The following is a 21,993-nucleotide window of genomic DNA, read 5'->3' as shown; positions in this document are numbered from 1 at the left end:
TTGCGCCGCCGAACGATCCGCAACACCCGCGTCGAGGTCACCGAGCTCGGCTTCGGAGCCTCCGTGATCGGCAACCTCTACCGCACCACGTCCGCCGAGGATGCCGCAGCCGCGCTCGACACCGCCTGGGACGCCGGCATCCGCTATTTCGACACCGCCCCGCACTACGGCCTCGGCCTGTCCGAACGCCGCCTCGGCGCCGCGCTGCGCGACAGACCCCGTGGCGAGTACGTCGTCTCCTCCAAGGTGGGCCGCCTGCTGGTCCCCAACGAGAACCCCCGTGGTGTCGACACCGAGGGGTTCGTCGTCCGCGACGACCTGCGCCGCCAGTGGGACTTCAGCCGGGACGGGGTGCTGCGCTCCATCGACGACACCTTGGAGCGCACGGGCCTGGACCGGCTCGACGTCGTCTATCTGCACGACCCCGACGACCACTGGCGGCAGGCCGCCGACGAGGCCATGCCCGCCCTCGCCGACCTGCGCGACCAGGGCGTCGTCGGCGCCATCGGCGCCGGCATGAACCAGTCCGCCATGCCGGCCCGGTTCCTGCGCGAGACCGCCGCCGACGTCGTCATGCTCGCCGGCCGCTACACCCTGCTGGACCAGGGCGCCCTCGACGACGTGCTGCCCGCCGCCCGGGAGACCGGCAAGAGCGTCGTCGCCGTGGGGGTATTCAACTCGGGCCTGCTCTCCCGCGACCGTCCCGCCGCCGGCATGAAGTACGACTACCAGGACGCCCCGCCCGACCTCGTGCGCCGTGCCCTGGCCATCGCGGAGGTCTGCGAGGCCCACGGCACGAGCCTCCCGGCCGCCGCCATCGCCTTCCCTCACACCCACCCCGACGTCGTCAACGTCACCCTCGGCATGCGGGACGCCGACCAGGTCACCCGCAACGCGCAGCTCCACCACCGGAGTGCCCCAGACGGCCTCTGGAACGACCTCCTCGACCAGGGGCTCATCCGGTCCGACGTGCCCGTCGGCCGGGTTCCGCACGGGGACGGCAGCCCCCGGAGGAGCACTCCGTGTCCCTGACCGACAAGGCGATCGCGCAGCTCCGCGAGCTCATCGCCTCCGGTGCGCTCCCGCCGCTTTCCGGGCTGCCGCAGGTCAGCAGCACCGAGCAGTGGCTGCGGGAACACGTGGAGTCCGCGGGAGGCTCGCGCGCGACCGGCGGGGACGTCGCTCCGGCGACCGCCAGCGGCGTCACAGCGCCTCGATGACTTCTGCCAGTATCATCAACGTCGCATCTGACGGCCCTTGCCCCGGAACGGGCCGAGCGGCCCGTGCTGAGCGTGCTCACGGAAGGAGCTCAGGTTGTCCCTGACGGACAAGGCCATAGAGCAGATCCGTGAGCTGATCCGCTCCGGGGCACTGCCTCCTGGCGCGAAGCTGCCTCCGGAGCCGGAGCTGGCGGCCCAGTTGGGACTTTCGCGCAACCTGGCCCGCGAGGCGGTCAAGGCTCTGGCTGTCGCCCGGGTGCTCGAGGTTCGACGAGGAGACGGCACGTACGTGACCAGTCTCCAGCCGAGTCTGCTCCTGGAGGGTCTCGGCGGCGCGGTGGAGCTGCTCCAGAGCGACAAGGGCGCACTGCTGGATCTGATGGAGGTGCGGCGGCTGCTCGAACCGCTCGCCACCGGGCTCGCCGCCAGCCGGATCACGGATGAGCAACTGGGCGAAGTCGAGCGGCATTTGGACGCCATGCGCGAGGCCCGGGACGACGTCGAGGAGCTGAACGCGCACGATGCCGCCTTCCACCGGGCGGTTGTCGCGGCCACCGGCAACGAAACCCTGCTCACCTTGCTCGAGAGCGTCTCCGGCCGCACCCTGCGCGCCCGCATATGGCGCGGACAGGTCGATCACCGGTCGTCCGAGAGGACCCTCGCGGAACACCAGGCAATCTTCGACGCCCTGTGCACCCGCGACCCTTCCCTCAGTCAGGCCGCGGCCCTGCTGCACGTCAGCAACACCGAGCACTGGCTCCGCCGGCACCTGCGATCCCTCGACCTTCAGACCTAGACCGTGTTCGCGAAGTCAGGGCAGCCGGAGCGGACCGGCTCCCCTGACCCCCAGCCCCTCAGCAAGAGGCATTCGTCGCGCATCAGCAGCCGAGCAGGGCCGGCAGGCCGGACAGGTCGGGCAGCTCGTCGAAGGGCTGGTAGTCGGCGCTGCCGCGGGCGCCGTTGGAGCCGTTGTGGCCGTAGCGGTTGATCCACACGCGGCGAGCGAGGCCGAGGTCGCGGGTGGGGATGAGGTCGTACTCCCAGCCCTGGGCGACGTGGATGACCTGGGCGGGGTCGATGTCCATGGCCTGGAAGGCGTACTCGAAGCTCTGCCGGGACGGCTTGTACGCCTTGGCCTGCTGGGCGGTGATGACATGGTCGAACTCGACGCCCATGTTGGCCAGGTTCTGGGCGATGAGGTCGTCGTCCGTGTTGGAGATGATGGCGATCTCGTACCGGGACTTCAGTGCCCGCAGGGCGGCCGGGACCTCGGGGTGGGGGCCGAAGGTGGGCACGGCCGCGACCAGGGCCTCGCCGTCGGACTGCCGGTACTCCAGACCGTGCAGACGCATGGCTATCTCCAGGCTGGCGGGCAGCAGCTCGCGGAAGGGGCGGTATGCCTCCAGGACGGCGTGGAAGCGCATGATGCGGAAGTCGTCGAGGAACTCGTCGACGTTCAGACGGTCCAGGTCCAGCCGGTCGGCCAGGACCTTCAGGGTGGTGGGGCCGAGCTGGAAGTCGACCAGGGTGCCGTAGGCATCGAAGGTGACGATCTGACGCATGGTGTTCAACCTCTTTCCGGGCATATGGAGCATTCCGTTTACCGGGAGTCACGATCTCGTCGAGCGCGGCCAGGCCGGCCGCATCGGAAGTTCAGGAGGGCTGCCGCGGTGAGCCTCTCTCCGGCTCTGGTGATGCGTCAGTGAAGCACTGCGGAGAATCCGGCAACAAGGGACGCGAGGCTGCGAGATCGACCGCGCATTTTGTGCCTGTGCACAATCTCTGTCTTGGATCCGATGCAGTTCTGCGGCTCCGGCGCGAACTGCGGCCGCTTGGCACTGCCCACCGACGGCATGACCGGGCTGCCGGCCGCCAGGGCTGCCGTCCTCATGCAAGGCATGCGGCCTCCGGCCGCCGCGCAGGGACCAGGTCGCTCGGTCGCGGCCCCGGCCGGTCGCCTCGACGCGTCCGGCGATCGGTGGCGGATCAGGACATCGTTGCCCGGAAGCGGGCGCCCGCGTCCGTCTCCAGCCAAGCCAGGGCGAGGACCAGCCGGGCGGCGTCGTTCGGCCGGGACAGCTTCAGCCCGGTCGCCTCTTCCGCAGCCTGGAGGCGATTGCCCACCGTGTTCCGGTGACGGTAGGTGCGTGCGGCCACCTCGGCGACGGAGCCCAGGTCGAAGTACCAGCGCAGGGTCTCGACGATGCTGTCGCTGTCGCGCAGCTCGAGCAGTGGGCGCAGCACGCCGGTGGCCATCGCACCGGTGAGCTCCTCCTGCGCCGACATGATCGCGCCGACCCAGTGGCCCTCCACGTGCCGCACCCCGGGCTGCGCGGAGCTGCGGATCGCGGCGCGTGCGAACCGGATGCCCCGCGCCGTCAGCGCCAGGCCGGGGACTTCCGCGACGCCGCAGCGCCACGGGGCGAACGGCCGGAGCATAGCGAGCACGGCCTCTTCATCGCGCCGTCCGTGACCGATGATGCCGAGGAGCTCGTCGCCCATCCATCCGAAGTGACGCAGCAGGCCACCCCGACGCAGGGCATCGTCGACCTGGGACACGGCCGGGTCCCCGGTGGGAACGGATTCGACCACGACCACGGTCAGGGCGACGTTCTCGGAGAAGCCCAGCAACGCGGAGGCCTCGGCGACGGTGGAGGGATCCTGCTCCCCTTCCAGGACCAGGCGGCTGAAGGCGCGGTTGCGCACCTCGGTACGACGGCTCGCCAGGTCGCGCTCGGTGCGGCGGTAGGCGTCCACGACCTCGACGCTGTTGGCGTCCGTGGCCTCCCAGACGCGGATCAGCCCGTCGAGGAAGTCGGGATCGGCGCTGATGCCACGTGCTCGCCCCTCGGCGAGCACGGCCTCCCACAGGGTCCTGAGGTCCAGCTGGAAGGAGTGCATCAGAGCGGTCAGGGGAAACGCCTGCTCCGCTCGCTCGCGTCCCACGTCCTCGGTGGCGCGCGAGACCGTCCGGGGCACGGGACCGCCGGCCAGCCGGGTCAGGGCGAGTTCGAGGGTTCGTCGCATCCCCTCCCGTTTCTGGACGGGGTCCCAGTCCACCGACGCGTAGGCGGGCTCCTCGGCTTCCAGTTGTTCGAGAGCGCGAGAGGTCAGTTCGTCGAGCCGTTCCTCGAGGAGCCGGCGCGCGATCGCCTGCACGGCGTCGTGGCGGGCCCCGCCCTGACGGCGTCCCGGGCCGCTCATGAGGACCGCCTCTCCCGACGCCCGCGGTCACCGGACGGATCCTGGGCCGTCTCCGGGTCATGCCGCTGACACGTTGTTGGGGCTCCCTGGCCGAATTTGTGCACAGGCACAAAATACGGGGTCGATGTCGCGGCCTGGCGTCCCTTGTTGGCGGATTCTCCGCGATGTTTCACTGACGCATCGCCTCGGGCTGGAGTGGGCACGTGACATGACCTCGCACTTGGAGCAGCTATGGCACTTCCGTGAGCACTCGATCCCCGGTCCGTCACCTTGAGCAGGTGCTGCTGAGGGGCGCCGCGTTCCTCGGGTCGGTGTCAGCGGTTCGCCGGGCGGCGCGGGATCGGGATCACCCAGGACTCCCTCAGAGACTACGCCGAGCTCAGGGCTCGGCCCACACGTCACGACCGCCGCCGCGTGAGCCGATGACCGGTCTCGATGGGCGCTGCGCCGTTGACGGACGGCCCGCAGGGGATGCCGGGAGCCGGGTGTCAGCGCCGGGCAGAGGTTCGGCACAGGTGGTGGCGGGGACCGGCAACGACCTGAGCGGCGTGGCACAGGCCCACGGTGAGTGATGAGCGACCTGACGACGAGAGAGAGAACGCACCGATGACCTCAGCGACCACCACCGGCCAGGACGGAACGACCGTCCCCGGTCACACCGGCCCCCTGCCGGGCTCGCTCCTCGATCACGTGCTGCGGCAGTCCTTCGGACTCGAGGGATATGTCCAGCACCCACTGGGAGGGGAGATCGACCAGAACGTCCGGATCACGGGCGACGACGGCATGCGCTACTTCGTTCGGGTCACCCGTGCGGAGCCGGATTCGGCCGACGTCCTCTGGCAGAACTCACTCTTCCAGCATCTGGCCTCCACCGTGCCCGACCTTCCGGTGCCACGGCTGATCCCGACGCGTGAGGGGAGGCTCCTAGCCACCGTCGTCCACGAGGGCCGAACGCACGTGGTGCGCGTGATGAGCTGGATCGAGGGCCGGATCCTGGCGGATCTCGACGACCACCCCGCGGCGCTTCTGCGTCGGCTGGGAGAAGCCGCCGGGCGGCTGAGCCTCGGACTCTCCAGCGTGGAGCCACCGGTGGGCTTGGCGCCGCACGACTGGGACATGCGCCGGGCCGCTGAGATCGTCGAGGCGTCGCTGCACGCCGTACAGGACGCGGACCGGCGGGAGTCGGTGCGCACGATCATGGGCTGGTACGACGATCTCCTGCCGGTCTGGGACCGACTGCCGCGGAGCGTCGTACACCAGGATCTCAATGACGCCAACGTCCTGGCCGACGCCGACGAGGACGGGGTGCTGCGGATCTCGGGCATCGTCGACCTGGGCGACTCGCTCTACAGCGTGCGCGCGGCGGAGGTGGCGATCGCGGCGGGCTACGCCATGGTCCGCAAGGCCGACCCGCTCGCCGCCGCGGCCGAAGTCGTGGCCGGCTTCCACTCGGTGCTCCCCCTCACGGCCGAGGAACTGGCGGCTGTCTATCCGTTGGCGGCCGCCCGGCTGTGCATGAACGCCGTGACGTGGACGCGCCGGGTCGCCGAGAGCGACACGCCGTACGGGCGGACGCGCATGCAACACACCTGGCCCGCGATCGCGCAGGTGGCCGAGGTGTGCCCCGACGTCGCCGAGGCGACGTTCCGGGTCGCGTGTGGGCTCCCCCCGGCGCGGGAGCAGCGGGGTCTGGAAGAGGTCCTGGCGGAGGCGGCCCGAGACGGTGCGTACGTACCGGCCCCGCAGCTGCTCGACCTGCGACCGGCGAGTGATCTCTACGACGAAGTCGACTGGCACGACGCGAGGGCGGTGCGCGCGAGCATCGACGACGTCCTCGACGGACGCCGGCGACGGGGCTACGTCCCCCACCTCAGCGCATCGCTGCTCCTGGGGGACCGGCGCCGCCCGGGAGCCGACGAGCCCGCGACGGTTCAGGTCGGCGGCTCGCTGATCGTGGCCGACGCCGAGGAGGTTGCCAGCCCGCTGTCCGGCGTCGTCGAAGCCCGTGGTGGCGCCGGGATGCCGCTGGTGCTGCGACACGCGGTCGAGGGGCTGGAGTTCTGGACCTGCTGGTGGGGACTCGACGGCACGCCGCCCGTCGCGGCGACGGTCCCGGCCGGGGCGGCGTTGGGACGCGCCGGCGCGAGCGAGGAGAAGGACCCGCTCGGCCCTTGCGTCCAGGTACAGGTCCACCGCACCGCGCGGATGGCCACGTGGCCGCCGCCGCGTGTCGTGCCGCCGTCCGCACGGCAGGTGTGGAACCACCTGTCGCCCGACCCCGCCCGGCTCCTCGGGTTCACCGAAACCCCCGCAGCGGTGCCCACCATCGACGACGTCGTCTCGGTGCGCCGTCGCCACATCGCTCGCTCCCAGCGCAACTACTACCGGACTCCGATGAACCTGGTGCGGGGGCGGGACGTGTGGTTCCACGACGAGGAGGGCCTGGCCTATCTGGACTCGTTGAACAACGTCACCCATGTCGGCCATGCCGAGCCACGGGTGACGGCCGCCGCCACCCGGCAGATGCGCAAGCTCAACACCAACAGCCGTTTCGTCTACCCGCAGATCGCCAGTTACGTGCAGAAGCTGGTGGCCACGCTGCCCGACCCGCTCGAGGTCGTCTTCCTCGTGTGCAGCGGCAGCGAGGCGAACGACCTGGCGCTGCGGATCGCCCGCCAGGTGACTGGTCGTCAGCACATCGTCAACATCGACGGCGCGTACCACGGAAACACAGGCGTGGTGACCGGGATCAGCCCGAACCGTTACAAGGGCCCCGGCGGCGCCGGTGCGCCCGCGACGACCCACGAGGTCGTCATCCCGGACCGCTACCGCAGCACCTACGGGTACGGCGACGTGGACGCCGGCGTCAAGTACGCGCGCGACGCCGCGGCTGTCATCGAGCGGATCACGGCCGACGGCCGGCCCCCGGCCGCCTTCATCGCCGAGTCCCTGATGGGATCGGGCGGGAACATCGTGTTCCCCGACGGCTACCTCGACGGCGTGTTCACCGCTGCCAGGCGCGCGGGCGCCCTGTGCATCTCCGACGAGGTCCAGGTCGGTGTCGGACGACTCGGGCCCTGGTGGGGGTTCGAGCTCCAGGGGGTGGTCCCGGACATCGTCACGATGGGCAAGCCGCTCGGGAACGGGCATCCCCTCGCGGCGGTGGTCACGACTCGGGAGATCGCCGACGCGTTCGACACGGGCATGAAGTACTTCAACACCTTCGGCGGCAACCCGGTCTCCTGCGCGATCGGCGAGGCCGTGCTCGACATCGTCGAGCAGGACGGGCTGAGGGAGAACGCCGTGAGCGTGGGCGGGTACTTCGCCCAGTCGCTGCGCGAGCTCCAGCAGCGCCAGCCGCTCATCGGTGACGTTCGCGCGGAAGGGCTCTACCTCGGCGTCGAACTGGTCCGCAACCGCACCACCAAGTTGCCCGCCACTGAGCAGGCCTTCATGGTCACCGAGCTCATGAAGGAGCGAGGTGTCATCGTCTTCCCCAATGGCGTGCACGACAACGTACTGAAGATCAAACCGCCCATGACCTTCCGCCGCGAGCACGTGGATCTCTACGTCGACGCGCTGGACGAGGTCCTGTCCCTGCCCGAGCTGCGCTCGGCCGTTCAGTCCTGAGAGGGCAACCGGCGAGGTCGCGTCCCAGGTGGCCTCCGGAAAGATCGTCTACGGCGTGAACAGGTTCTCCGTGCCCCCTCCCCCGGCACGGAGCTCGCCGCCATCGCCACACCGCACCGCTGACGGACCTCGTGCAAGCCGACCTTTTCGTCGGATCCCTTCACGGTGCGGCGAACCGGCTGTCCGGCTGGTCTCAGAAGGCCTTCATCGTATGGTGCCGTTCGTACCTCGCGTTGTGACAAGCCCTCCCCACGCAGCGCATCACCCGCCGTTGTCCGGTGCCGGCGGGCGGGCTCAGGCTGCGGCATTTCCTTGAGGGTCGGACACGAAGGCCAGGATGTGAGGAGCCGCCTCGCGCAGACTGCCGAAGTGGCGGTGCACGCCCTGCACCGCGACGGCGGCGTTCACCCCCCACACCGTCATCCCGGCGCGCAGCCCGGACCGCACTCCGGAGGGAGCGTCCTCGATGACCAGGCAGTCCGCCGGTTCGGCTCCGAGCTGCTCGGCGGCCAGCAGATAGGGGACGGGAGAAGGCTTGCCCTCCTCGACGGCGGCCGCGTCGACGATCAGGCCCGGCACCGGCAAGCCGGTCCGCTGGAAACGGCCGCGGACCCGGTGCTCGTAGTTCGAGGTCACCAGCGCCCAGGACCCCGGTGGCAGGCCGTGCAGCAGCTCCGACGCGCCGTCGAAGGCCGAGTAGACGCCGGATCGGACGTCCTCGTCCTCCAGCTCGTGCAGCGTGGCCAGACACTCGCGCGGATCTCGGCCCTCGGCGACCTGGGCGAACGTCTCCATCGGCCGCGTCCGCAGGGCCACCTGGTAGACCTCGTCCGCATCCAGCCCGTATCGCTCTGCCCAGGTTGCCCAGATCTGCCGCTGGTTGCTCACCGTGTCCATCAACGTGCCGTCCACGTCGAACAGGACGTACTTCACGCGGCCCGGCCGCCTGGGGTCACTGGTCACCCACTGATCATGCCACGCGCCAACGGGCGACCGCGGGACAGCACTTGGCCCATGGCCGCCCGCACGGGCATCAACCTGCGCTGACCCACGACCAGTCGGCAGCCGCCTGCAACGCCGCTCCGCACGGTCACCGCGGGACAGCCGTCAGCGCGAAGTCAGCCCGTGCCGTCCGGCCGCCGCTCCGAAGTAGTCGCCGCCCTTGCGCTTGACGTCGTCCGTGCCCCACGCCTGCCCGTCGTCACCTGCCGCGCCCTGCGCCCCGTCGACGCTCTGCCGCAGCGGTGCCTTGACCAGCCTCGGTATGTGCTTCGAGCAGTGGATGTACGCCTCCTCCACCTCGACCTCCACCCACATCTGAGGTCGGCGGCCCGGGACCGGATCGACGGGGAGGCCGGGGTACGTGCGGCGCATGGCCTCGTCGGTGACCAACCGGGCGCGGCCGTTGACGTGCAGGCCGATGCGGTCCTGGGAGAAGTCGATCATCAGGATGCCGACGTGGGGGTTCTCCCGGATGTTGCCGAGCGAGGCCATGACCCCGTTCCCGCGGTACTCCGGGTATGCCAGGGTCGTGGCGTCGATCACCTGGAGGAAACCGGGCGGGCCGGCCCGGAACGTGCTGTCGCACTCCCCGTGCCCGTCCGCCGTGGCGAGGAAGAACATCTCTTGTCGGGCTACGAACTCCGTCATCCGCGAGTTGAGCCGGTCGAGCACCTGCTCGCCGTAGAACCGATCCGCGCGGTCCACTGTGCCGACCTCGCGCTGGATCTGATGCTCACCGTGGCTTCCGGGCCGCTCTGCTCGCTCGTCGTGGTGCAACGGTCCTCCCTGACAGGCATTCGGTCGAGTGCAGCGGTCCACTGGGCCCAGGGAGTGCGAGCGCCTCCGTCCGGGCCTTGGCCCGGTGTTCACAAGACTCACGTGACCTGATTGCATCGCCGCTCAGGCCGAAAATCGCACCGGCCATGCCCATGAGGGTAGAGCAGACCGGCCGAGGGGCGCCGACCGGGCCACGAAGCCGGGGCCGGATCCGGGCCGGCCCCACCGCAACGGTCCTCCGAGGGTGACACGGTCCGCCGCCCACCTTGCCGAGCGCTTCGGGTTCTCGGTGCCGGAAGCCGCGGTCCCTGGGCGCGTGGCCGACAGCAGCGCGACGGCCGACATGAGCACGGCCCACCGTGGTCATCTCCCCCCGCACTGCCTTCCTGCCCGGGCGTGCTGGAGCTTGCGGGTGAAGCGGTGCATGTGGGGGTCGAGCAGCGCGTCCGGTTCCTCCAGCACCTGCTCGGCGGTCAGCCACCGGATCGCGTCGAACTCGTCCCGGTCGTAGGAGGTGATGGTGTCAGCGTCGGCGTTGAGGAGGTACCAGAGCGAGACATCGGTGTGCACCCCGGGACCCCGAGTCTCGGTGACGGTGAGGAAGAAGGGGAGTTCGCCGGTGATCTGCGATGCCGTGGCCCGGATACCCAGCTCCTCACGGCATTCGCGCACCACCGCGGCCCACGGGTCCTCCTCCGGCTCGACGTGCCCGCCGGCCGGCAGCCACAGGCCCGCCTTGCGGTGCGCGACGAGCAGCAGCCGACCGGTGGTGTCGTCGAGGACGACGAAGTAGCTCACCAAGTGCATCGCGGGAACATCCGGCTTGCGTACCCGGTAGACCGGGGCCCCGCCGGCGATCCACTGCGTCGCGGTCGTCAGATGGGCGCGTTCCAGGGTTCAACGGCGCCGATCAGTTCCAGAAGGCGGGCACGAGCCTGAGCGTCACGGTCGGGGAGAGGGTGGACAGTTGAGGTCATCCGCGCATCCCGTCCGGTGAAGTGTGTGCCACGTGCGGTGATCCTAAGGTGCGCACCGCACCCGCCGGGCTCGTCCCCGGAAGTTCGTAGCCTCGCCACCGCGGGCCGGTGCAGGGCGCGTCGTCGTGAGCGCTTTCGCAGTACGGGACGTCGGCGGTACACCGGCCGCACGATGGTCCGCCACAACCGTCGCGCCAGCGGCTGCGACCCCACCCTCAGGACGCCGCCCTCGTGTCGGCCGCCGTCCGCGAGCGGCTGCGCGGCGCACACATCGGCAGGGCCGCCCGTTCCCACGCGCCGGATCAGGGCTCAGCCGGCTACCGGATCTTCGGAGACGGGCAGCGGTCCCGTCGCCTTCGGGACCAGCGCGCGGACGGACGGGGTGGCGACCATGGCCAGGGTGGCCAGGAGGATGAGCGCGGCGGACGCGTAGAGGGTGGCATGCAGACCGAGGAGGAGTACGGCGGGCCCGGCGGCGAACTGCGCGAGCGGGAGCGCGAGGTAGGAGCCGAGGTCGTCGTAGGCGTAGACGCGGGCCAGGCGCTCCTCGGGGATCTGCTCGTTGAGCGTCGAGTACCAGGCGACACCGGCCTGTTCGATGCCCACGCCGGCCACGAAGTTGGCCACCACCAGCGCCCAGGTGTACGGGGCGAGTGCGAGCAGCAGCGGGATCATCGCCGTCAGGCCCATCAGCGCGCAGCCGACCAGGATCGCGCGCCGGGGCCGCCAGCTCAGCGACAGTACGCCGCCGGCGACCGCGCCGAGCGAACCCGCGGCGACGACGAGGCCCCAGCCGCTGCGGCCGATCCCGGTGGTGTCGGCGACGGCCGGGCCGAGGACGGCGAACGAGGCCGTGATGCCGGCGTTGAGGAAGCAGAAGGCCACCACGATCACCCACACCCAACGTCGGGAGGTGAACTCCTGCCACCCGACGCGCAGTTCGTGCACCAGGCCGGGGCTGGGCGCGGGCGGCGCGACATGGACCCGGATCAGCGCGAAGGACGCGGCAGCGAGCGCGAAGGTGGCGGCGTCGACGGCCAGACCCCAGCCGGGGCCGACCGCGGCGACCAGTACGCCCCCCAGTGAGGCGCCCACGATCATCGAGCTGCTGCTCGCGATCCGGGAGAGCGCGAGGGCGGCGCGGCGGGACTCGGCGGGCACGGTCTGGGGCAGCAGAGCCTGGGCGGCGGGCTGGTAGCAGGAACTTGCCGCCCCGTTGACCGCGGCAAGCGCCATGAGTGCGGGGATGGCGGCGCTGTGGGTGAGGACCAGGGCGGCGATCACCGCCTGGCTCGCGGCGCTGACCGCGCTGCTGCCGACCAGCAGCGGGCCGCGCGGCAGCCGGTCCGCCAGCACCCCGCCGTACAGCAGGAAGAGGATGCTGGTGAGGGAGTGGGCGCCGACCACCAGCCCGAGCGAGCCGACCGAGCCAGTGGCGTCGAGAACGGCGAACGCCAGGGCGATCGTCGCCACCCCGCTGCCGAGCAGGTTGGCCGTCGTACCGATGAAGAGGTGGCGGAACGTGCGGTGGCGCAGAGGGGCCAGGGCGGCAGACATGCGCCTGATCGTCGGCACCGGGCGGCTCGCGCGTCAAAGGGTTGTGGGACAGTCGCCGGGCCAGGGGTGTCCGTTCCCGGCCCGACGGGCCCCTCAATCCGCGGGGTCGGACGGCCGATGGGGGCCCTGGCCGCACGGGCCCGAAGCGTTGCTCACACGGCTGCTCACCGGCCGGCCACCGAGTGCGGTGGGGCAGCGGTGACGAGGGGTTCTCGGGGTGCCCGGGCAGGTCCGGCGGACGCCAGGTGTCAAGATGGGGGCATGACTATCAAGATCTTCTTCGACATCACCATTGACGACGTGCCCGCCGGCCGGATCAACATGAACCTGTTCGACGACGTCGCCCCCAAGACCGCGGAGAACTTCCGCGCGCTGGCGACCGGAGAGAAGGGCTTCGGCTACAAGGGCTCCTCCTTCCACCGCGTGATCCCCGAGTTCATGCTCCAGGGCGGCGACTTCACCCGTGGGGACGGCACCGGCGGTAAGAGCATCTACGGCGAGAAGTTCGCCGACGAGAACTTCACGCTCAAGCACACCAAGCCCGGCCAGCTGTCCATGGCCAACGCCGGCCCGAACACGAACGGCTCGCAGTTCTTCATCACCACGATCGTGACGTCGTGGCTCGACGGCAAGCACGTCGTGTTCGGTGAGGTCGCCGACGAGAGCAGCATGGAGGTCGTGCGGAAGATCGAGAGCTACGGCTCGCGGTCCGGCCGTACCTCGGCCACCGTCACCATCGCCGACTGCGGCGCTCTCTGACCCCAGGCCGTTCAGCGGCCCGTGACCGGGTGACCGACTCGGGCCGTACGCCGCGTACGCCTCCCGTGCCCACGTGATGGGCCCGGGAGGAGGGTGGGAACGGCCGGCAGCGGCATCCTCGTCACCCGGCAGGGCACAGCCACCTCTTCGGCACGATGGCCGGGCTGTGTCCTGCCGAGTCTCATCGGTCGGCCGTTCCCGGCTCAGCCGCCGCTCTTGCGCCGGAACGACCGCTGGTTGGCAGCCGGGCCGTGCGCCCCGCGGATCTTCGAAGCGTGCGGATTCGCAGCGAGGTCGGCGGCGTCCGCCTGCATACCGCGCTTGCGGGCCAGAGCTTCCCGGAACTTGCGCTTCAGATCGTATTGACCGTCGGCGTCGGGCGTGAGGGCGGGGCTCTCGGCGTCAGCCGACTCCGAACCTTCGGGTGATGGAGACTCTGCGGCCATGGTGACCTCCTGGGCTCGGGAGCTGGAAGGCACAGCTTGTCATGCCGAGTACCGGATACGGCTCCGCTGCCGCGATACCAGCCGCGCCGGCAGGTGACGCGACGGCAGTCGGCGCCCCGTGCGGCCCCGGATGCTCAACCCGTTGTGACACACGGCACGGGTGTGGCCCGAGAACGATGGAATGCAGGAGAACGGGCAGAAGGTTGGCATATACATCTGACTGTGAGCCTGTGAGGTACCCGTGAACCACCCCGCCCCTGAGCAGCCCGCCGACGTCGTCGCCCGTCTGCGCGCCACCTTCCGTACCGGCCGGACCAAGCCGGCCGAGTGGCGCATGACCCAATTGCGCCGACTGCGTGACATGCTCACCGAGAACGGCACGGAGCTGGCAGCCGCCCTGCGCACCGACCTGGGCAAGAGCGCCACAGAGGCCTTTCGCACCGAGATCGACTTCACCGTCCGCGAGATCGACCACACCCTCGACCACCTCGCCGACTGGCTGCGTCCGGAGCCCGCCCCGGCCCCGGCCCACCTCGGCGCCGACGTAACGGTCTGGACGCAGTACGATCCCCTCGGCGTCGTCCTCGTCATCGCGCCCTGGAACTACCCGGCCCAACTTCTGCTCGCCCCCGTGGTCGGGGCGCTGGCCTCCGGCAATGCCGTGGTCGCCAAGCCGAGCGAGCTGGCCCCCGCCACGTCCGCCATCGTGGCCCGGCTGCTGCCGGCGTACCTCGACTCCGACGCGGTCGCCGTGGTGGAGGGCGGGGTTCCCGAGACCACCGCCCTGCTGGCCGAGCGTTTCGACCACATCTTCTACACCGGCAACGGCACGGTCGGCCGGGTCGTGCTGCGGGCAGCGGCCGAACACCTCACGCCCGTCACCCTCGAACTCGGCGGCAAGTCGCCGGCGTTCGTCGACCGCGACACCGACCTGGCCGTCGTCGCGGACCGGCTGGCCCGCGGCAAGTTCCTCAACGCCGGACAGACCTGCGTCGCCCCCGACTACGTCCTGACGGATCCAAAGACCGCGGCGGCTCTGGAACCCCTGCTCGTGAACGCCGTGCAGGCGCTGTACGGCAGCGACCCGGCCTCCTCCGGCGAGTACGGGCGGATCATCAACGAACGGCACTTCGACCGGCTCACCGGCCTGCTGGACTCCGGCCGCACCGTAGTGGGCGGCACGAGCGACCGGGCGGCGAAGTACATCGCGCCCACCGTCCTGGCCGACGTATCCCCCGACGCGCCCGTCATGCGCGAGGAGATCTTCGGCCCCATCCTCCCGATCGTCACCGTGCCCGGCCTCGACGAGGCGATCGCCTTCATCAACGACCGGGACAAGCCGCTCGCCCTGTACGTCTTCAGCGAGTCCGACGGGACACGGCGCCGGTTCGCCGCCGAGACGTCCTCGGGCGGCCTGGGACACGGCCTGCCGCTCGCTCATCTCACCGTCTCCGACCTGCCGTTCGGCGGCGTGGGAGAAAGTGGCATGGGCAACTACCACGGCCGCTACTCCATCGAGACCTTCAGCCACCGCAAGGCGGTCCTGGACAAGCCGCTGCACTGACGACCACGGCCGGGACCGGGCACGGCCTCCGCGCACCATCACGTCGGCAGCGTCGCCGGCAGCGTGGTGACCGCGATCGAGGCCCGCGGTGCCGCGGCGACGAGCGCGATGGCGTTGAACAGGCGGGGCGGCGCCGCCTGCCTCCTGCACGGCCTCCAGCAATGGTCCGCTCGCCCCGGCCGGCCGGTCGGTCGGTATCGCTGCGGACGCGGCGATGCCCATACGCCAGGACCGGACCGCTCAGCACGGCTGCCGCCGCCCCCCTCTCCGGCGTACCCAGCAGCATGAGCCGTCCGGCGTCGCCGTCACCGCGAAGCAGCAGCCACGCGCCGAGGACGACGATGACCGGGGATGCAGCACCGCAGCCCATGCCGGCCGGCCCGGACATGGTCCTGCGCAGGGAGCACGGCGGACGTCGGCCGGGTCAGGGGTCGCTCACCGGCTGGGTGCCCTCCCTACGGCAGAGCACTACGTGGGCGGCGCCGCCTGGCGGAGGGCCTTGTCGGCGCCGGTGATGACCACGGTGATCAGGCACAGGGCGATGACGGACTCGGCCCACAGGAAGGCGAACCAGTCCAGCACGCAGCCGATCGGGGGTGTGCCGGGGGCGGTGTTGCGGAACGCGGCGAGTGCGAACAGGGTGGCGGCCATCCAGGCGAGACCGGGCCAGACCAGGCCCTCGCTGCTGGTCGTCAGGTACCAGGCACCGATGAGCACGGATGCCGCCAGCGCCCACATCACCACCATCATGAAGACCGCGAAGACGAGCAGACTGCCGGATCTCGACAGCTCCAGCGCCGCGACAGCCTCCTGCCGGGAGGGTGCTGGTTCCGCGGAGATCGAGAAGAGCGTGTCGTTGTTGGAGAACAGCATCCGTACCGGCACCTGCTCGCCGCCCATCTCCGCCCGGAACGCGATGTCGGTCTCGTAGGTGTCGAACGGGTAGTCACTGATCGAACCGCCGGTGAGCGCGACCTGCACGTCACTCGTCGCCAGCCGTTCATGCGCGGCGAACTTCAGGTCGCTGAGGGTCGACCCCGAGGTCTGGAGGCTGAGATCGGCCGCCGGGGCCGCGCCGCCCGCCTCGCCGAGGGTCCCGCGCGGAGTCACCCAGACCCGCAGCACCAGCTCTCTGTTCGCGGCGTCCACGCTCTGGACGACGGCCTCCACATCCACCCGGTCGGCGGCCGAGGAGCCGACGGTGTGCACCACGTCGACCGCCTGCCGCTCGGTGACCTGCAGCCACGAGCCGACGGCCACCGCCACCACGATCAGACCCGCGATGGGGATGAGCACGGGCAGGACGGACCGCCCGGAGCGTCGTGGGCGGGGCGAGTCGGCGGGTGTGGGACGGCGGCCCTGGCCCATCACACGGTCCAGATGTCCAGCGGCCGGCCGGCCCGATACGTCGGCTCGCTGCGCTTGGCCTCCGGCCGGGTCCGGTGGTCCGCGATGCCGCTCGTATGGCGCAGCAGGTCACCCAGCGTGATGTCCTTGGCCCCGCCCCAGGGGGTACACCACGACGCCATCCGGATCACGGACACCACCTGCATTCGCCACCTGGAACGGGCTCGGCCCAGTGCCGTCTCGAACTTCGAACGGCGAGGTCATCTGGTCCGCTGCGGGAGCGCTGCCACCGTGCAGCCGTGATCGCAGCCGTGATGCGGCGGCCGGCACCGGGTCCACCGAGGCAGAGCCGGCGCAACGCACGTGATTCACGGTAGCGGGTGGTCCGAGGGCGTGCATGCGGACGTCCCGGCGATCGCCGAGCGCGGGATCCGTAGGCACCGATGCGACTCGAAGTGCACCATGGGGGAACCGGGAGAGGAGACCTGCCGTACGAGGGAGGCCGGGTGCCCGGTCGCGCCGGGCCCCCGACCCGGAAGAGAGACCACAATGGCGCACAAGGACGACCCCCCGCAGGCCGTGCCGAACACGCCGGGCACGCGCACGGACGGTGACGGCGTCGGGCGCCGCCGTCCGCTGCGGCAACGGCACGTCGAGGAGACGGCCGAGATCGCCGTGCCGGTCCGGACGGCGTACAACCAGTGGACGCAGTTCAAGACCTTCCCGCGGTTCTCGACCGTGGTGCACGGCGTCGAACAGCTCAGGCCCACCGTGACCGCCTGGACCATCGGCTACGGGCCCCTGCGCCACCGCTTCGCGGTCGAGATCCTCGAGCAGGACCCCGACGCCTACCTCGCCTGGCGCGGTCTGGAACAGCACCCCTCCCACCAGGGCGAGGTCGAGTTCAGGCCGACGGAGTCCGGCGGCACCGCGATCACTGTCCGGCTGCTCCTGGAACCGCGGGGAGCCGCGAGGATCCTCACCCGTTCGTCCGGCGCCGCCCGGCTGACGGCCCGCTTGGTGCGCGGGGAGCTCATGAACTTCAAGCACTTCATCGAAGGTCTGGGAGAGGAGGGCGGTGCCTGGCGCGGCACCATCCGCAACGGCCGCGTGCAGCACGATCATCCGGAACCGCCCAGGAGCCGCGTGGCCCAGTGGCCCGTCGGCTGACCGGGGTGGCCGGATCCGGCAAGAGAAAGGCGAACCGATGCAGAACCCGCCCGGTGAGGAGCCGGAGAGCACCCTCTCCGTGACACCGCCGAAGAAGTGGGCGGCCGGCGTCCCCGCGGTCGTGCACGCCTTGGAGTACTCCCTGGAGCAGACCTCCCCGCGCAAGACCGGGGTGGACCTGCTGGCCATGAACCAGGTGGGCGGGATCGACTGTCCCGGCTGCGCGTGGGCGGACCCGGCCCCGGGCCGGCGCCATCGCAACGAATACTGCGAGAACGGCGCCAAGCACATCAACGACGAGGCCACCACGCGCCGGATCACCGCCGACTTCTTCCGTGAGCACAGCGTTTCCGACCTCGCCGCCCGCTCCGACATGTGGCTCAACCAGCAGGGCCGGCTCACCGAGCCGATGATCAAACGGCCCGGCTCCGAGCACTACGAGCCCATCAGCTGGAACGGCGCCCTGGGCGTCCTCGCGCAGGAACTGACATCGCTGGACTCCCCTGACGAGGCCGTCTTCTACACCTCAGGCCGCGCCGGCAACGAGGCCGCCTTCGTCCTCCAGCTCTTCGCCCGCGCCTTCGGCACCAACAATCTGCCCGACTGCAGCAACATGTGCCACGAGTCCAGCGGCTTCGCCCTGAGCGAGACCCTGGGCACCGGCAAGGGCACCGTCAGCCTCACCGACCTCCACCACGCCGACCTGATCTTCCTGGTCGGGCAGAACCCGGGCAGCAACCACCCGCGCCAGCTCAGCGCCCTGGAGGAGGCCAAGCGGGGCGGCTGCCGGATCGTGGCGGTCAACCCGCTGCCCGAAGCCGGGCTGCGGCGCTTCAAGAACCCGCAGAAGCCGAGCGGGGTCCTCGGACGCGGCACCCAGATCGCCGACCGCTTCCTGCACATCAAGCCCGGCGGCGACCTCGCCCTGTTCCAGGCCCTCAACCTCCTTCTGCTGGAGGCCGAGGACGCGGCGCCCGGCACCGTGCTGGACCACGACTTCATCGACGCCCACACCACCGGCTTCGAGGAGTTCGCCCGGCACACCCGCACCGTCGACTGGGACGACGTGCGCACGGCGACCGGGCTGACCCGCGAGGAGATCGAGAAGGTCCGAGACGAGGTCCTCGACAGCGAACGGGTCATCGTCTGCTGGGCGATGGGCATCACCCAGCACAAGCACGGCGTGCCCACCGTCCGGGAGATCGTCAACTTCCTGATGCTGCGCGGCAACCTGGGACGCGCCGGTACCGGCGCCTGCCCGGTACGCGGCCACAGCAACGTCCAGGGCGACCGCACCATGGGCATCTGGGAGCAGATGCCGGACACCTTCCTCGACGCCCTCCGGAAGGAGTTCGGCTTCGACCCGCCGCGCCCGCACGGACTGAACTCGGTGGACTCGATCAAGGCGATGCGCGAAGGCCGCGTCAAGGTCTTCCTCGCCCTGGCCGGCAACTTCGTCCGCGCCGCTCCCGACAGCGAGGCCACCGAGGAGGCGATGCGCTCGTGCCGGCTGACCGCGCACATCTCCACCAAGCTGAACCGCTCGCACACCGTCTGCGGCGACACCGCGCTGATCCTGCCGACGCTGGGGCGCACCGAGCGTGACGTACAGGCCGACGGCGAGCAGTTCGTCACCGTCGAGAACTCGATGAGCGAGGTGCACACCTCGCAAGGCCGCCTCGAACCGGCCTCCCCCCTGCTGCTCAGCGAGGTCGCCATCCTGTGCCGGCTCGCCCGGCGCACCCTGGACGGCAAGGCGGACATCCCCTGGGAGACGTTCGAGGGAGACTACGGCACCATCCGCGACCGCATCTCCCGCATCGTGCCGGGCTTCCACGACTTCAACGCGCGGGTGACCCGCCCCGGTGGCTTCCAACTGCCCAACCCGGTCAACGAGGGCGTCTTCAACAACAAGGTCGGCAAGGCCCTGTTCACCAGCAACGAGTGCGTGGTCCCCCGGGCACCCGAGGGCCACCTGCTGCTCCAGACGCTGCGCTCGCACGACCAGTGGAACACCATCCCCTACAGCGACAACGACCGCTACCGCGGCATCCACGGCAGCCGGCACGTCGTACTTGTGAACCCCGCCGACCTGACCGAACTCGGCCTCGCTCAGGGAGATCGCGTCGACCTGGTGAGCGTCTGGGCCGACGGTTCGGAGCGCCGGGCCGAGAACTTCGAGGTCGTGTCCTACCCGGCCGCCAAGGGTTCGGCCGCCGCCTACTACCCGGAGACGAACGTCCTGGTGCCGCTCGACAGTGTCGCCGACATCAGCAATCAGCCCACGTCGAAGGGCATCGTCGTGCGCCTCGAACCCGCCCTCGACCGGACACAACCCACAACCGCCTGACCGGATGCACGATCCCGGCGGGGCCCGCGACAGTGGCGGACCCCGCCGAGCGTTTCCATGGACTTGACCGGGTCACCCGCTTTCCCCTCGCCCTGCGCCCCGGTCGCCTGGACCGGTAAGGCCGTACCCACCGGTTCGGTCCCCTTCCAGAAGGGGGACGTCGAGGTCGAGGGCCGCGCGACGGCGACGGACCCGGACTACAGCCGGCCGGTGACGGTCGGTGAGACGGTGGCGGTCCGCCTCACCCGGGGCTGACCCACGTCCTGACGTCGGTCACAGCCACATGGCCCGGCCCGGGCCCCGGTTCTTCTCTGGAGGAGCGGGGCCCGGGCCGGGTCGCTTGCGCGGCACCTGGTGCGCGAGCGGCCGTCAGGTCGAGCCCATCGCCTTGTTCGTCCTCTCGTCCAGGACGGTGGTGAGGCGTCCCACATCCTTGAGTATCCCGTCGAGGGCCTGGCTGAAGGCCCGTGACCGGTCCGCTTCCGTCTTGTACGGGACGTCGTCGCCGCGGGTCATCGCGTCCCGGTTCGTCGTCGAACCGGAACAGTGCCTCGACGAGGGGCAGTTCGTGCGGAGCACCCTCGGTCACCACCGCCCGCACGACGTCCCGTATCTGTGTCGTTCCGACCTCTTCGGTTCGACCTCTTCGGTTCGACCTCCTCGGTCACCGTGAACTCCCGTGCGCAGGACACCCGTTGGGGTCCATGACAGCGCAGGGACACCGCCGGTCGCACCCCGTTGCCGTCTACAGCGGATTCGCTCGGGTGGGTGCCCTTCGCCACAGCCGGTGGAGCGCTGTGGGTCTTCATGGCACTTCGCCGCGCCGGGACCGTTGCGTGCTCGCGACGTGAGCGGGGCGCCCGTACGGAGCCACCCGCGCGGGGTACTGACCCCCGGGCGCCGCTCCCTGGAGTGAAGGTCCGGCCCCCGCCGTGTCCTGGGGCCCGTCCGCCTCCGTTGAGTCGATCATGCGAATGACCTTCCCTGCGCCGTCTTGCACGCCGACGGGCCACCGGACGGCTTGAGCTCTTCCATGCCTCCCCAGCCGCGCCGCGTGACGGCCGTCGCGTTCCTCGCCTCGCTGTGCGTCATGACCGCCTGCACGGCCCCGGCAGCCCCGTCGCTCGGCGCCGACGACACCGTCAAGGCCGCCCAGCTCCTGCTGACCGACCGCTGTCTGACCCGCCAGGGCCTGACCCCGCCGCGCCCGGGACAGCACCCACCCGACGCCGAGGAGCAGAGCCGGGTCAGTGACGCGCTGTTCGGGACCGGCCGGGCCGAGCTCTCCCTCACCTTGCCCAGCGGCCCCGAGGTCCGCCAGCACACCGATGGCTGCCTGGCCCGGGCCCAGCAGCGCCTCTACGGCGACCAGGAGCGCTGGTTCCGCGCCTCGACCACCGTCAACAACCTCAAGAGCAGGGCTCCGGCAGGCGAACGGACCGCCTACCGGGAACTGCGGGCGCACGCCGTCCGCACCGCCCGAGCCATCCTCCGGTCCGCACATGAGAAAGGCACGAACCGATGAAGAAGCCCGCCCTCCTGGCCGCCGCGCTGCTCCTCGCCGCCGGCAGCCCCCTCACCACCGCCGCCACGGCATCAGCCGCGGACTGCCCCAGCGGCCACTTCTGCGCATGGGAGAACGTCGACTTCCAGGGCCAGCGCGCCAACTGGTCGGGCGACGACGGCTGGTGGGAGGGCTACATCGCCGACACCGACTCCTCCTGGGCCAACCACGGGATCGTGGGCCCCGGCATCCCGAGCTTTGTCCAGGTGTTCGAGAACGCCGGGCAGCGCGGCGACATGACCATCTGCCTCGCGCCCGGTCAGGAGGTCAACTGGAACGGCGTCGCCAACGACCGGGGTGACAGCCACAGGTGGGCCATGAGCTGCTGAACCCCCACCGCGCCACCCCCACCCGATGAATCGGGCGACAACGGCCCCCCCGCCCGAAGCCGCAGCTCCAGCAGGATCCGCTCGACCCGCCGGTCCT

21 protein-coding genes and 1 pseudogene are annotated in these 21,993 nt (G+C 70.7%); 11 read left to right on the top strand and 11 right to left on the bottom strand.

The features are described from left to right. The 3 genes from AB0E85_RS34845 to AB0E85_RS34835 all read left to right on the top strand — a co-directional run bounded on the left by AB0E85_RS34845 (position 1) and on the right by AB0E85_RS34835 (position 2,016). On the top strand, positions 1-1,032 hold the full coding sequence (locus AB0E85_RS34845; protein WP_361935982.1) for an aldo/keto reductase: 1,032 nt from the start codon (positions 1-3) through the stop codon (positions 1,030-1,032). Further along, positions 1,023-1,220 carry a hypothetical protein gene (locus AB0E85_RS34840; protein WP_361935980.1) on the top strand — a complete coding sequence of 66 codons (198 nt, stop codon included), beginning with the start codon at positions 1,023-1,025 and terminating at the stop codon, positions 1,218-1,220. The genes AB0E85_RS34845 and AB0E85_RS34840 overlap by 10 nt, the downstream gene beginning before the upstream one ends. 94 nt (positions 1,221-1,314) lie before the next feature. Further along, on the top strand, positions 1,315-2,016 hold the full coding sequence (locus AB0E85_RS34835; RefSeq protein WP_361935977.1) for a FadR/GntR family transcriptional regulator: 702 nt from the start codon (positions 1,315-1,317) through the stop codon (positions 2,014-2,016). A gap of 82 nt (positions 2,017-2,098) precedes the next feature. Here the strand turns inward: AB0E85_RS34835 and AB0E85_RS34830 are convergent, their stop codons facing one another. Together AB0E85_RS34830 and AB0E85_RS34825 are read right to left on the bottom strand one after the other, a co-directional pair. After that, positions 2,099-2,782 (bottom strand): haloacid dehalogenase type II, encoded by a 684-nt coding sequence (locus AB0E85_RS34830; protein ID WP_361935974.1) that lies wholly within the window; start codon positions 2,780-2,782, stop codon positions 2,099-2,101. Between the two features lie 424 nt (positions 2,783-3,206). Further along, complete coding sequence (locus AB0E85_RS34825; protein ID WP_361935971.1) at positions 3,207-4,424, bottom strand: helix-turn-helix domain-containing protein; 1,218 nt, start codon at positions 4,422-4,424, stop codon at positions 3,207-3,209. A gap of 606 nt (positions 4,425-5,030) precedes the next feature. Here AB0E85_RS34825 and AB0E85_RS34820 point away from each other — a divergent pair. Further along, positions 5,031-8,054: an aminotransferase class III-fold pyridoxal phosphate-dependent enzyme gene (locus tag AB0E85_RS34820; protein ID WP_361935968.1), complete on the top strand. Its 3,024-nt coding sequence runs from the start codon at positions 5,031-5,033 to the stop codon at positions 8,052-8,054. A gap of 294 nt (positions 8,055-8,348) precedes the next feature. Here AB0E85_RS34820 and AB0E85_RS34815 read toward each other — a convergent pair whose 3' ends face one another. From AB0E85_RS34815 to AB0E85_RS34800, 4 genes are all read right to left on the bottom strand, one after another. Next, entirely contained in the window at positions 8,349-9,017 is a 669-nt protein-coding gene (locus AB0E85_RS34815) for an HAD-IA family hydrolase (protein ID WP_361935966.1), read from the bottom strand. 144 nt (positions 9,018-9,161) lie between these two features. Then, complete coding sequence (locus AB0E85_RS34810; RefSeq protein ID WP_361935964.1) at positions 9,162-9,761, bottom strand: pyridoxamine 5'-phosphate oxidase family protein; 600 nt, start codon at positions 9,759-9,761, stop codon at positions 9,162-9,164. A gap of 435 nt (positions 9,762-10,196) precedes the next feature. Continuing rightward, positions 10,197-10,640, bottom strand: a complete 444-nt coding sequence (locus AB0E85_RS34805) for an NUDIX domain-containing protein (protein ID WP_361935961.1) — start codon at positions 10,638-10,640, stop codon at positions 10,197-10,199. Positions 10,641-11,119: 479 nt separating this feature from the next. Next, positions 11,120-12,367: an MFS transporter gene (locus AB0E85_RS34800; protein WP_361935958.1), complete on the bottom strand. Its 1,248-nt coding sequence runs from the start codon at positions 12,365-12,367 to the stop codon at positions 11,120-11,122. A 261-nt stretch (positions 12,368-12,628) separates the two neighbouring features. Between AB0E85_RS34800 and AB0E85_RS34795 the strand changes: the two genes are divergently transcribed. After that, entirely contained in the window at positions 12,629-13,126 is a 498-nt protein-coding gene (locus tag AB0E85_RS34795) for a peptidylprolyl isomerase (protein ID WP_361935955.1), read from the top strand. Between the two features lie 203 nt (positions 13,127-13,329). Here AB0E85_RS34795 and AB0E85_RS34790 read toward each other — a convergent pair whose 3' ends face one another. Further along, the gene (locus tag AB0E85_RS34790) at positions 13,330-13,572 is read right to left on the bottom strand and encodes a DUF5302 domain-containing protein (RefSeq protein WP_079129310.1); all 243 of its coding nucleotides are present in this window, start codon (positions 13,570-13,572) and stop codon (positions 13,330-13,332) included. Positions 13,573-13,813: 241 nt separating this feature from the next. On the opposite strand from AB0E85_RS34790, the gene AB0E85_RS34785 reads away from it, so the two are divergent. After that, on the top strand, positions 13,814-15,136 hold the full coding sequence (locus AB0E85_RS34785) for an aldehyde dehydrogenase family protein (RefSeq protein ID WP_361935952.1): 1,323 nt from the start codon (positions 13,814-13,816) through the stop codon (positions 15,134-15,136). A gap of 89 nt (positions 15,137-15,225) precedes the next feature. On the opposite strand, the pseudogene AB0E85_RS34780 reads toward AB0E85_RS34785, so the two are convergent. From AB0E85_RS34780 to AB0E85_RS34770, 3 genes and pseudogenes are all read right to left on the bottom strand, one after another. Then, positions 15,226-15,482 (bottom strand): annotated as a pseudogene (locus tag AB0E85_RS34780) (amino acid permease); the annotation flags it as partial. 122 nt (positions 15,483-15,604) lie between these two features. Further along, positions 15,605-16,438 carry a DUF4436 family protein gene (locus AB0E85_RS34775; RefSeq protein WP_361936018.1) on the bottom strand — a complete coding sequence of 278 codons (834 nt, stop codon included), beginning with the start codon at positions 16,436-16,438 and terminating at the stop codon, positions 15,605-15,607. Between the two features lie 65 nt (positions 16,439-16,503). After that, positions 16,504-16,674, bottom strand: a complete 171-nt coding sequence (locus AB0E85_RS34770; protein WP_361935950.1) for a hypothetical protein — start codon at positions 16,672-16,674, stop codon at positions 16,504-16,506. Positions 16,675-17,032: 358 nt separating this feature from the next. Between AB0E85_RS34770 and AB0E85_RS34765 the strand changes: the two genes are divergently transcribed. Genes AB0E85_RS34765 through AB0E85_RS34755 form a run of 3 tightly spaced genes read left to right on the top strand, consistent with a single transcriptional unit; the run spans position 17,033 to position 20,258 of the window. Next, positions 17,033-17,653, top strand: a complete 621-nt coding sequence (locus AB0E85_RS34765) for an SRPBCC family protein (protein WP_361935947.1) — start codon at positions 17,033-17,035, stop codon at positions 17,651-17,653. Between the two features lie 37 nt (positions 17,654-17,690). Next, on the top strand, positions 17,691-20,003 hold the full coding sequence (locus AB0E85_RS34760) for an FdhF/YdeP family oxidoreductase (protein ID WP_361935944.1): 2,313 nt from the start codon (positions 17,691-17,693) through the stop codon (positions 20,001-20,003). A 57-nt stretch (positions 20,004-20,060) separates the two neighbouring features. Then, entirely contained in the window at positions 20,061-20,258 is a 198-nt protein-coding gene (locus AB0E85_RS34755) for a hypothetical protein (protein ID WP_361935941.1), read from the top strand. A gap of 114 nt (positions 20,259-20,372) precedes the next feature. Here AB0E85_RS34755 and AB0E85_RS34750 read toward each other — a convergent pair whose 3' ends face one another. Further along, complete coding sequence (locus AB0E85_RS34750) at positions 20,373-20,519, bottom strand: hypothetical protein (protein ID WP_361935939.1); 147 nt, start codon at positions 20,517-20,519, stop codon at positions 20,373-20,375. A gap of 574 nt (positions 20,520-21,093) precedes the next feature. Here AB0E85_RS34750 and AB0E85_RS34745 point away from each other — a divergent pair. Both AB0E85_RS34745 and AB0E85_RS34740 read left to right on the top strand, forming a co-directional pair. Further along, positions 21,094-21,528, top strand: a complete 435-nt coding sequence (locus AB0E85_RS34745; protein ID WP_361936015.1) for a hypothetical protein — start codon at positions 21,094-21,096, stop codon at positions 21,526-21,528. Further along, positions 21,525-21,896 (top strand): peptidase inhibitor family I36 protein, encoded by a 372-nt coding sequence (locus AB0E85_RS34740; RefSeq protein ID WP_361935936.1) that lies wholly within the window; start codon positions 21,525-21,527, stop codon positions 21,894-21,896. The genes AB0E85_RS34745 and AB0E85_RS34740 overlap by 4 nt, the downstream gene beginning before the upstream one ends. Positions 21,897-21,993 lie beyond the last annotated feature (97 nt).

Source organism: Streptomyces sp. NPDC029044 (genome assembly GCF_040637495.1).
Taxonomy (GTDB): domain Bacteria; phylum Actinomycetota; class Actinomycetes; order Streptomycetales; family Streptomycetaceae; genus Streptomyces.
This window is presented reverse-complemented; position numbering and strand designations above follow the sequence as displayed.

Coding starts and splice junctions, on each gene's coding strand:
- AB0E85_RS34830 (WP_361935974.1), bottom strand. CDS start 2,782: ATGCGTCAGATCGTCACCTTCGATGCCTACGGCACCCTGGTCGACTTC.
- AB0E85_RS34825 (WP_361935971.1), bottom strand. CDS start 4,424: ATGAGCGGCCCGGGACGCCGTCAGGGCGGGGCCCGCCACGACGCCGTG.
- AB0E85_RS34820 (WP_361935968.1), top strand. CDS start 5,031: ATGACCTCAGCGACCACCACCGGCCAGGACGGAACGACCGTCCCCGGT.
- AB0E85_RS34805 (WP_361935961.1), bottom strand. CDS start 10,640: ATGCACTTGGTGAGCTACTTCGTCGTCCTCGACGACACCACCGGTCGG.
- AB0E85_RS34800 (WP_361935958.1), bottom strand. CDS start 12,367: ATGTCTGCCGCCCTGGCCCCTCTGCGCCACCGCACGTTCCGCCACCTC.
- AB0E85_RS34795 (WP_361935955.1), top strand. CDS start 12,629: ATGACTATCAAGATCTTCTTCGACATCACCATTGACGACGTGCCCGCC.
- AB0E85_RS34790 (WP_079129310.1), bottom strand. CDS start 13,572: ATGGCCGCAGAGTCTCCATCACCCGAAGGTTCGGAGTCGGCTGACGCC.
- AB0E85_RS34765 (WP_361935947.1), top strand. CDS start 17,033: ATGGCGCACAAGGACGACCCCCCGCAGGCCGTGCCGAACACGCCGGGC.
- AB0E85_RS34760 (WP_361935944.1), top strand. CDS start 17,691: ATGCAGAACCCGCCCGGTGAGGAGCCGGAGAGCACCCTCTCCGTGACA.
- AB0E85_RS34755 (WP_361935941.1), top strand. CDS start 20,061: ATGGACTTGACCGGGTCACCCGCTTTCCCCTCGCCCTGCGCCCCGGTC.
- AB0E85_RS34750 (WP_361935939.1), bottom strand. CDS start 20,519: ATGACCCGCGGCGACGACGTCCCGTACAAGACGGAAGCGGACCGGTCA.
- AB0E85_RS34745 (WP_361936015.1), top strand. CDS start 21,094: ATGACCGCCTGCACGGCCCCGGCAGCCCCGTCGCTCGGCGCCGACGAC.
- AB0E85_RS34740 (WP_361935936.1), top strand. CDS start 21,525: ATGAAGAAGCCCGCCCTCCTGGCCGCCGCGCTGCTCCTCGCCGCCGGC.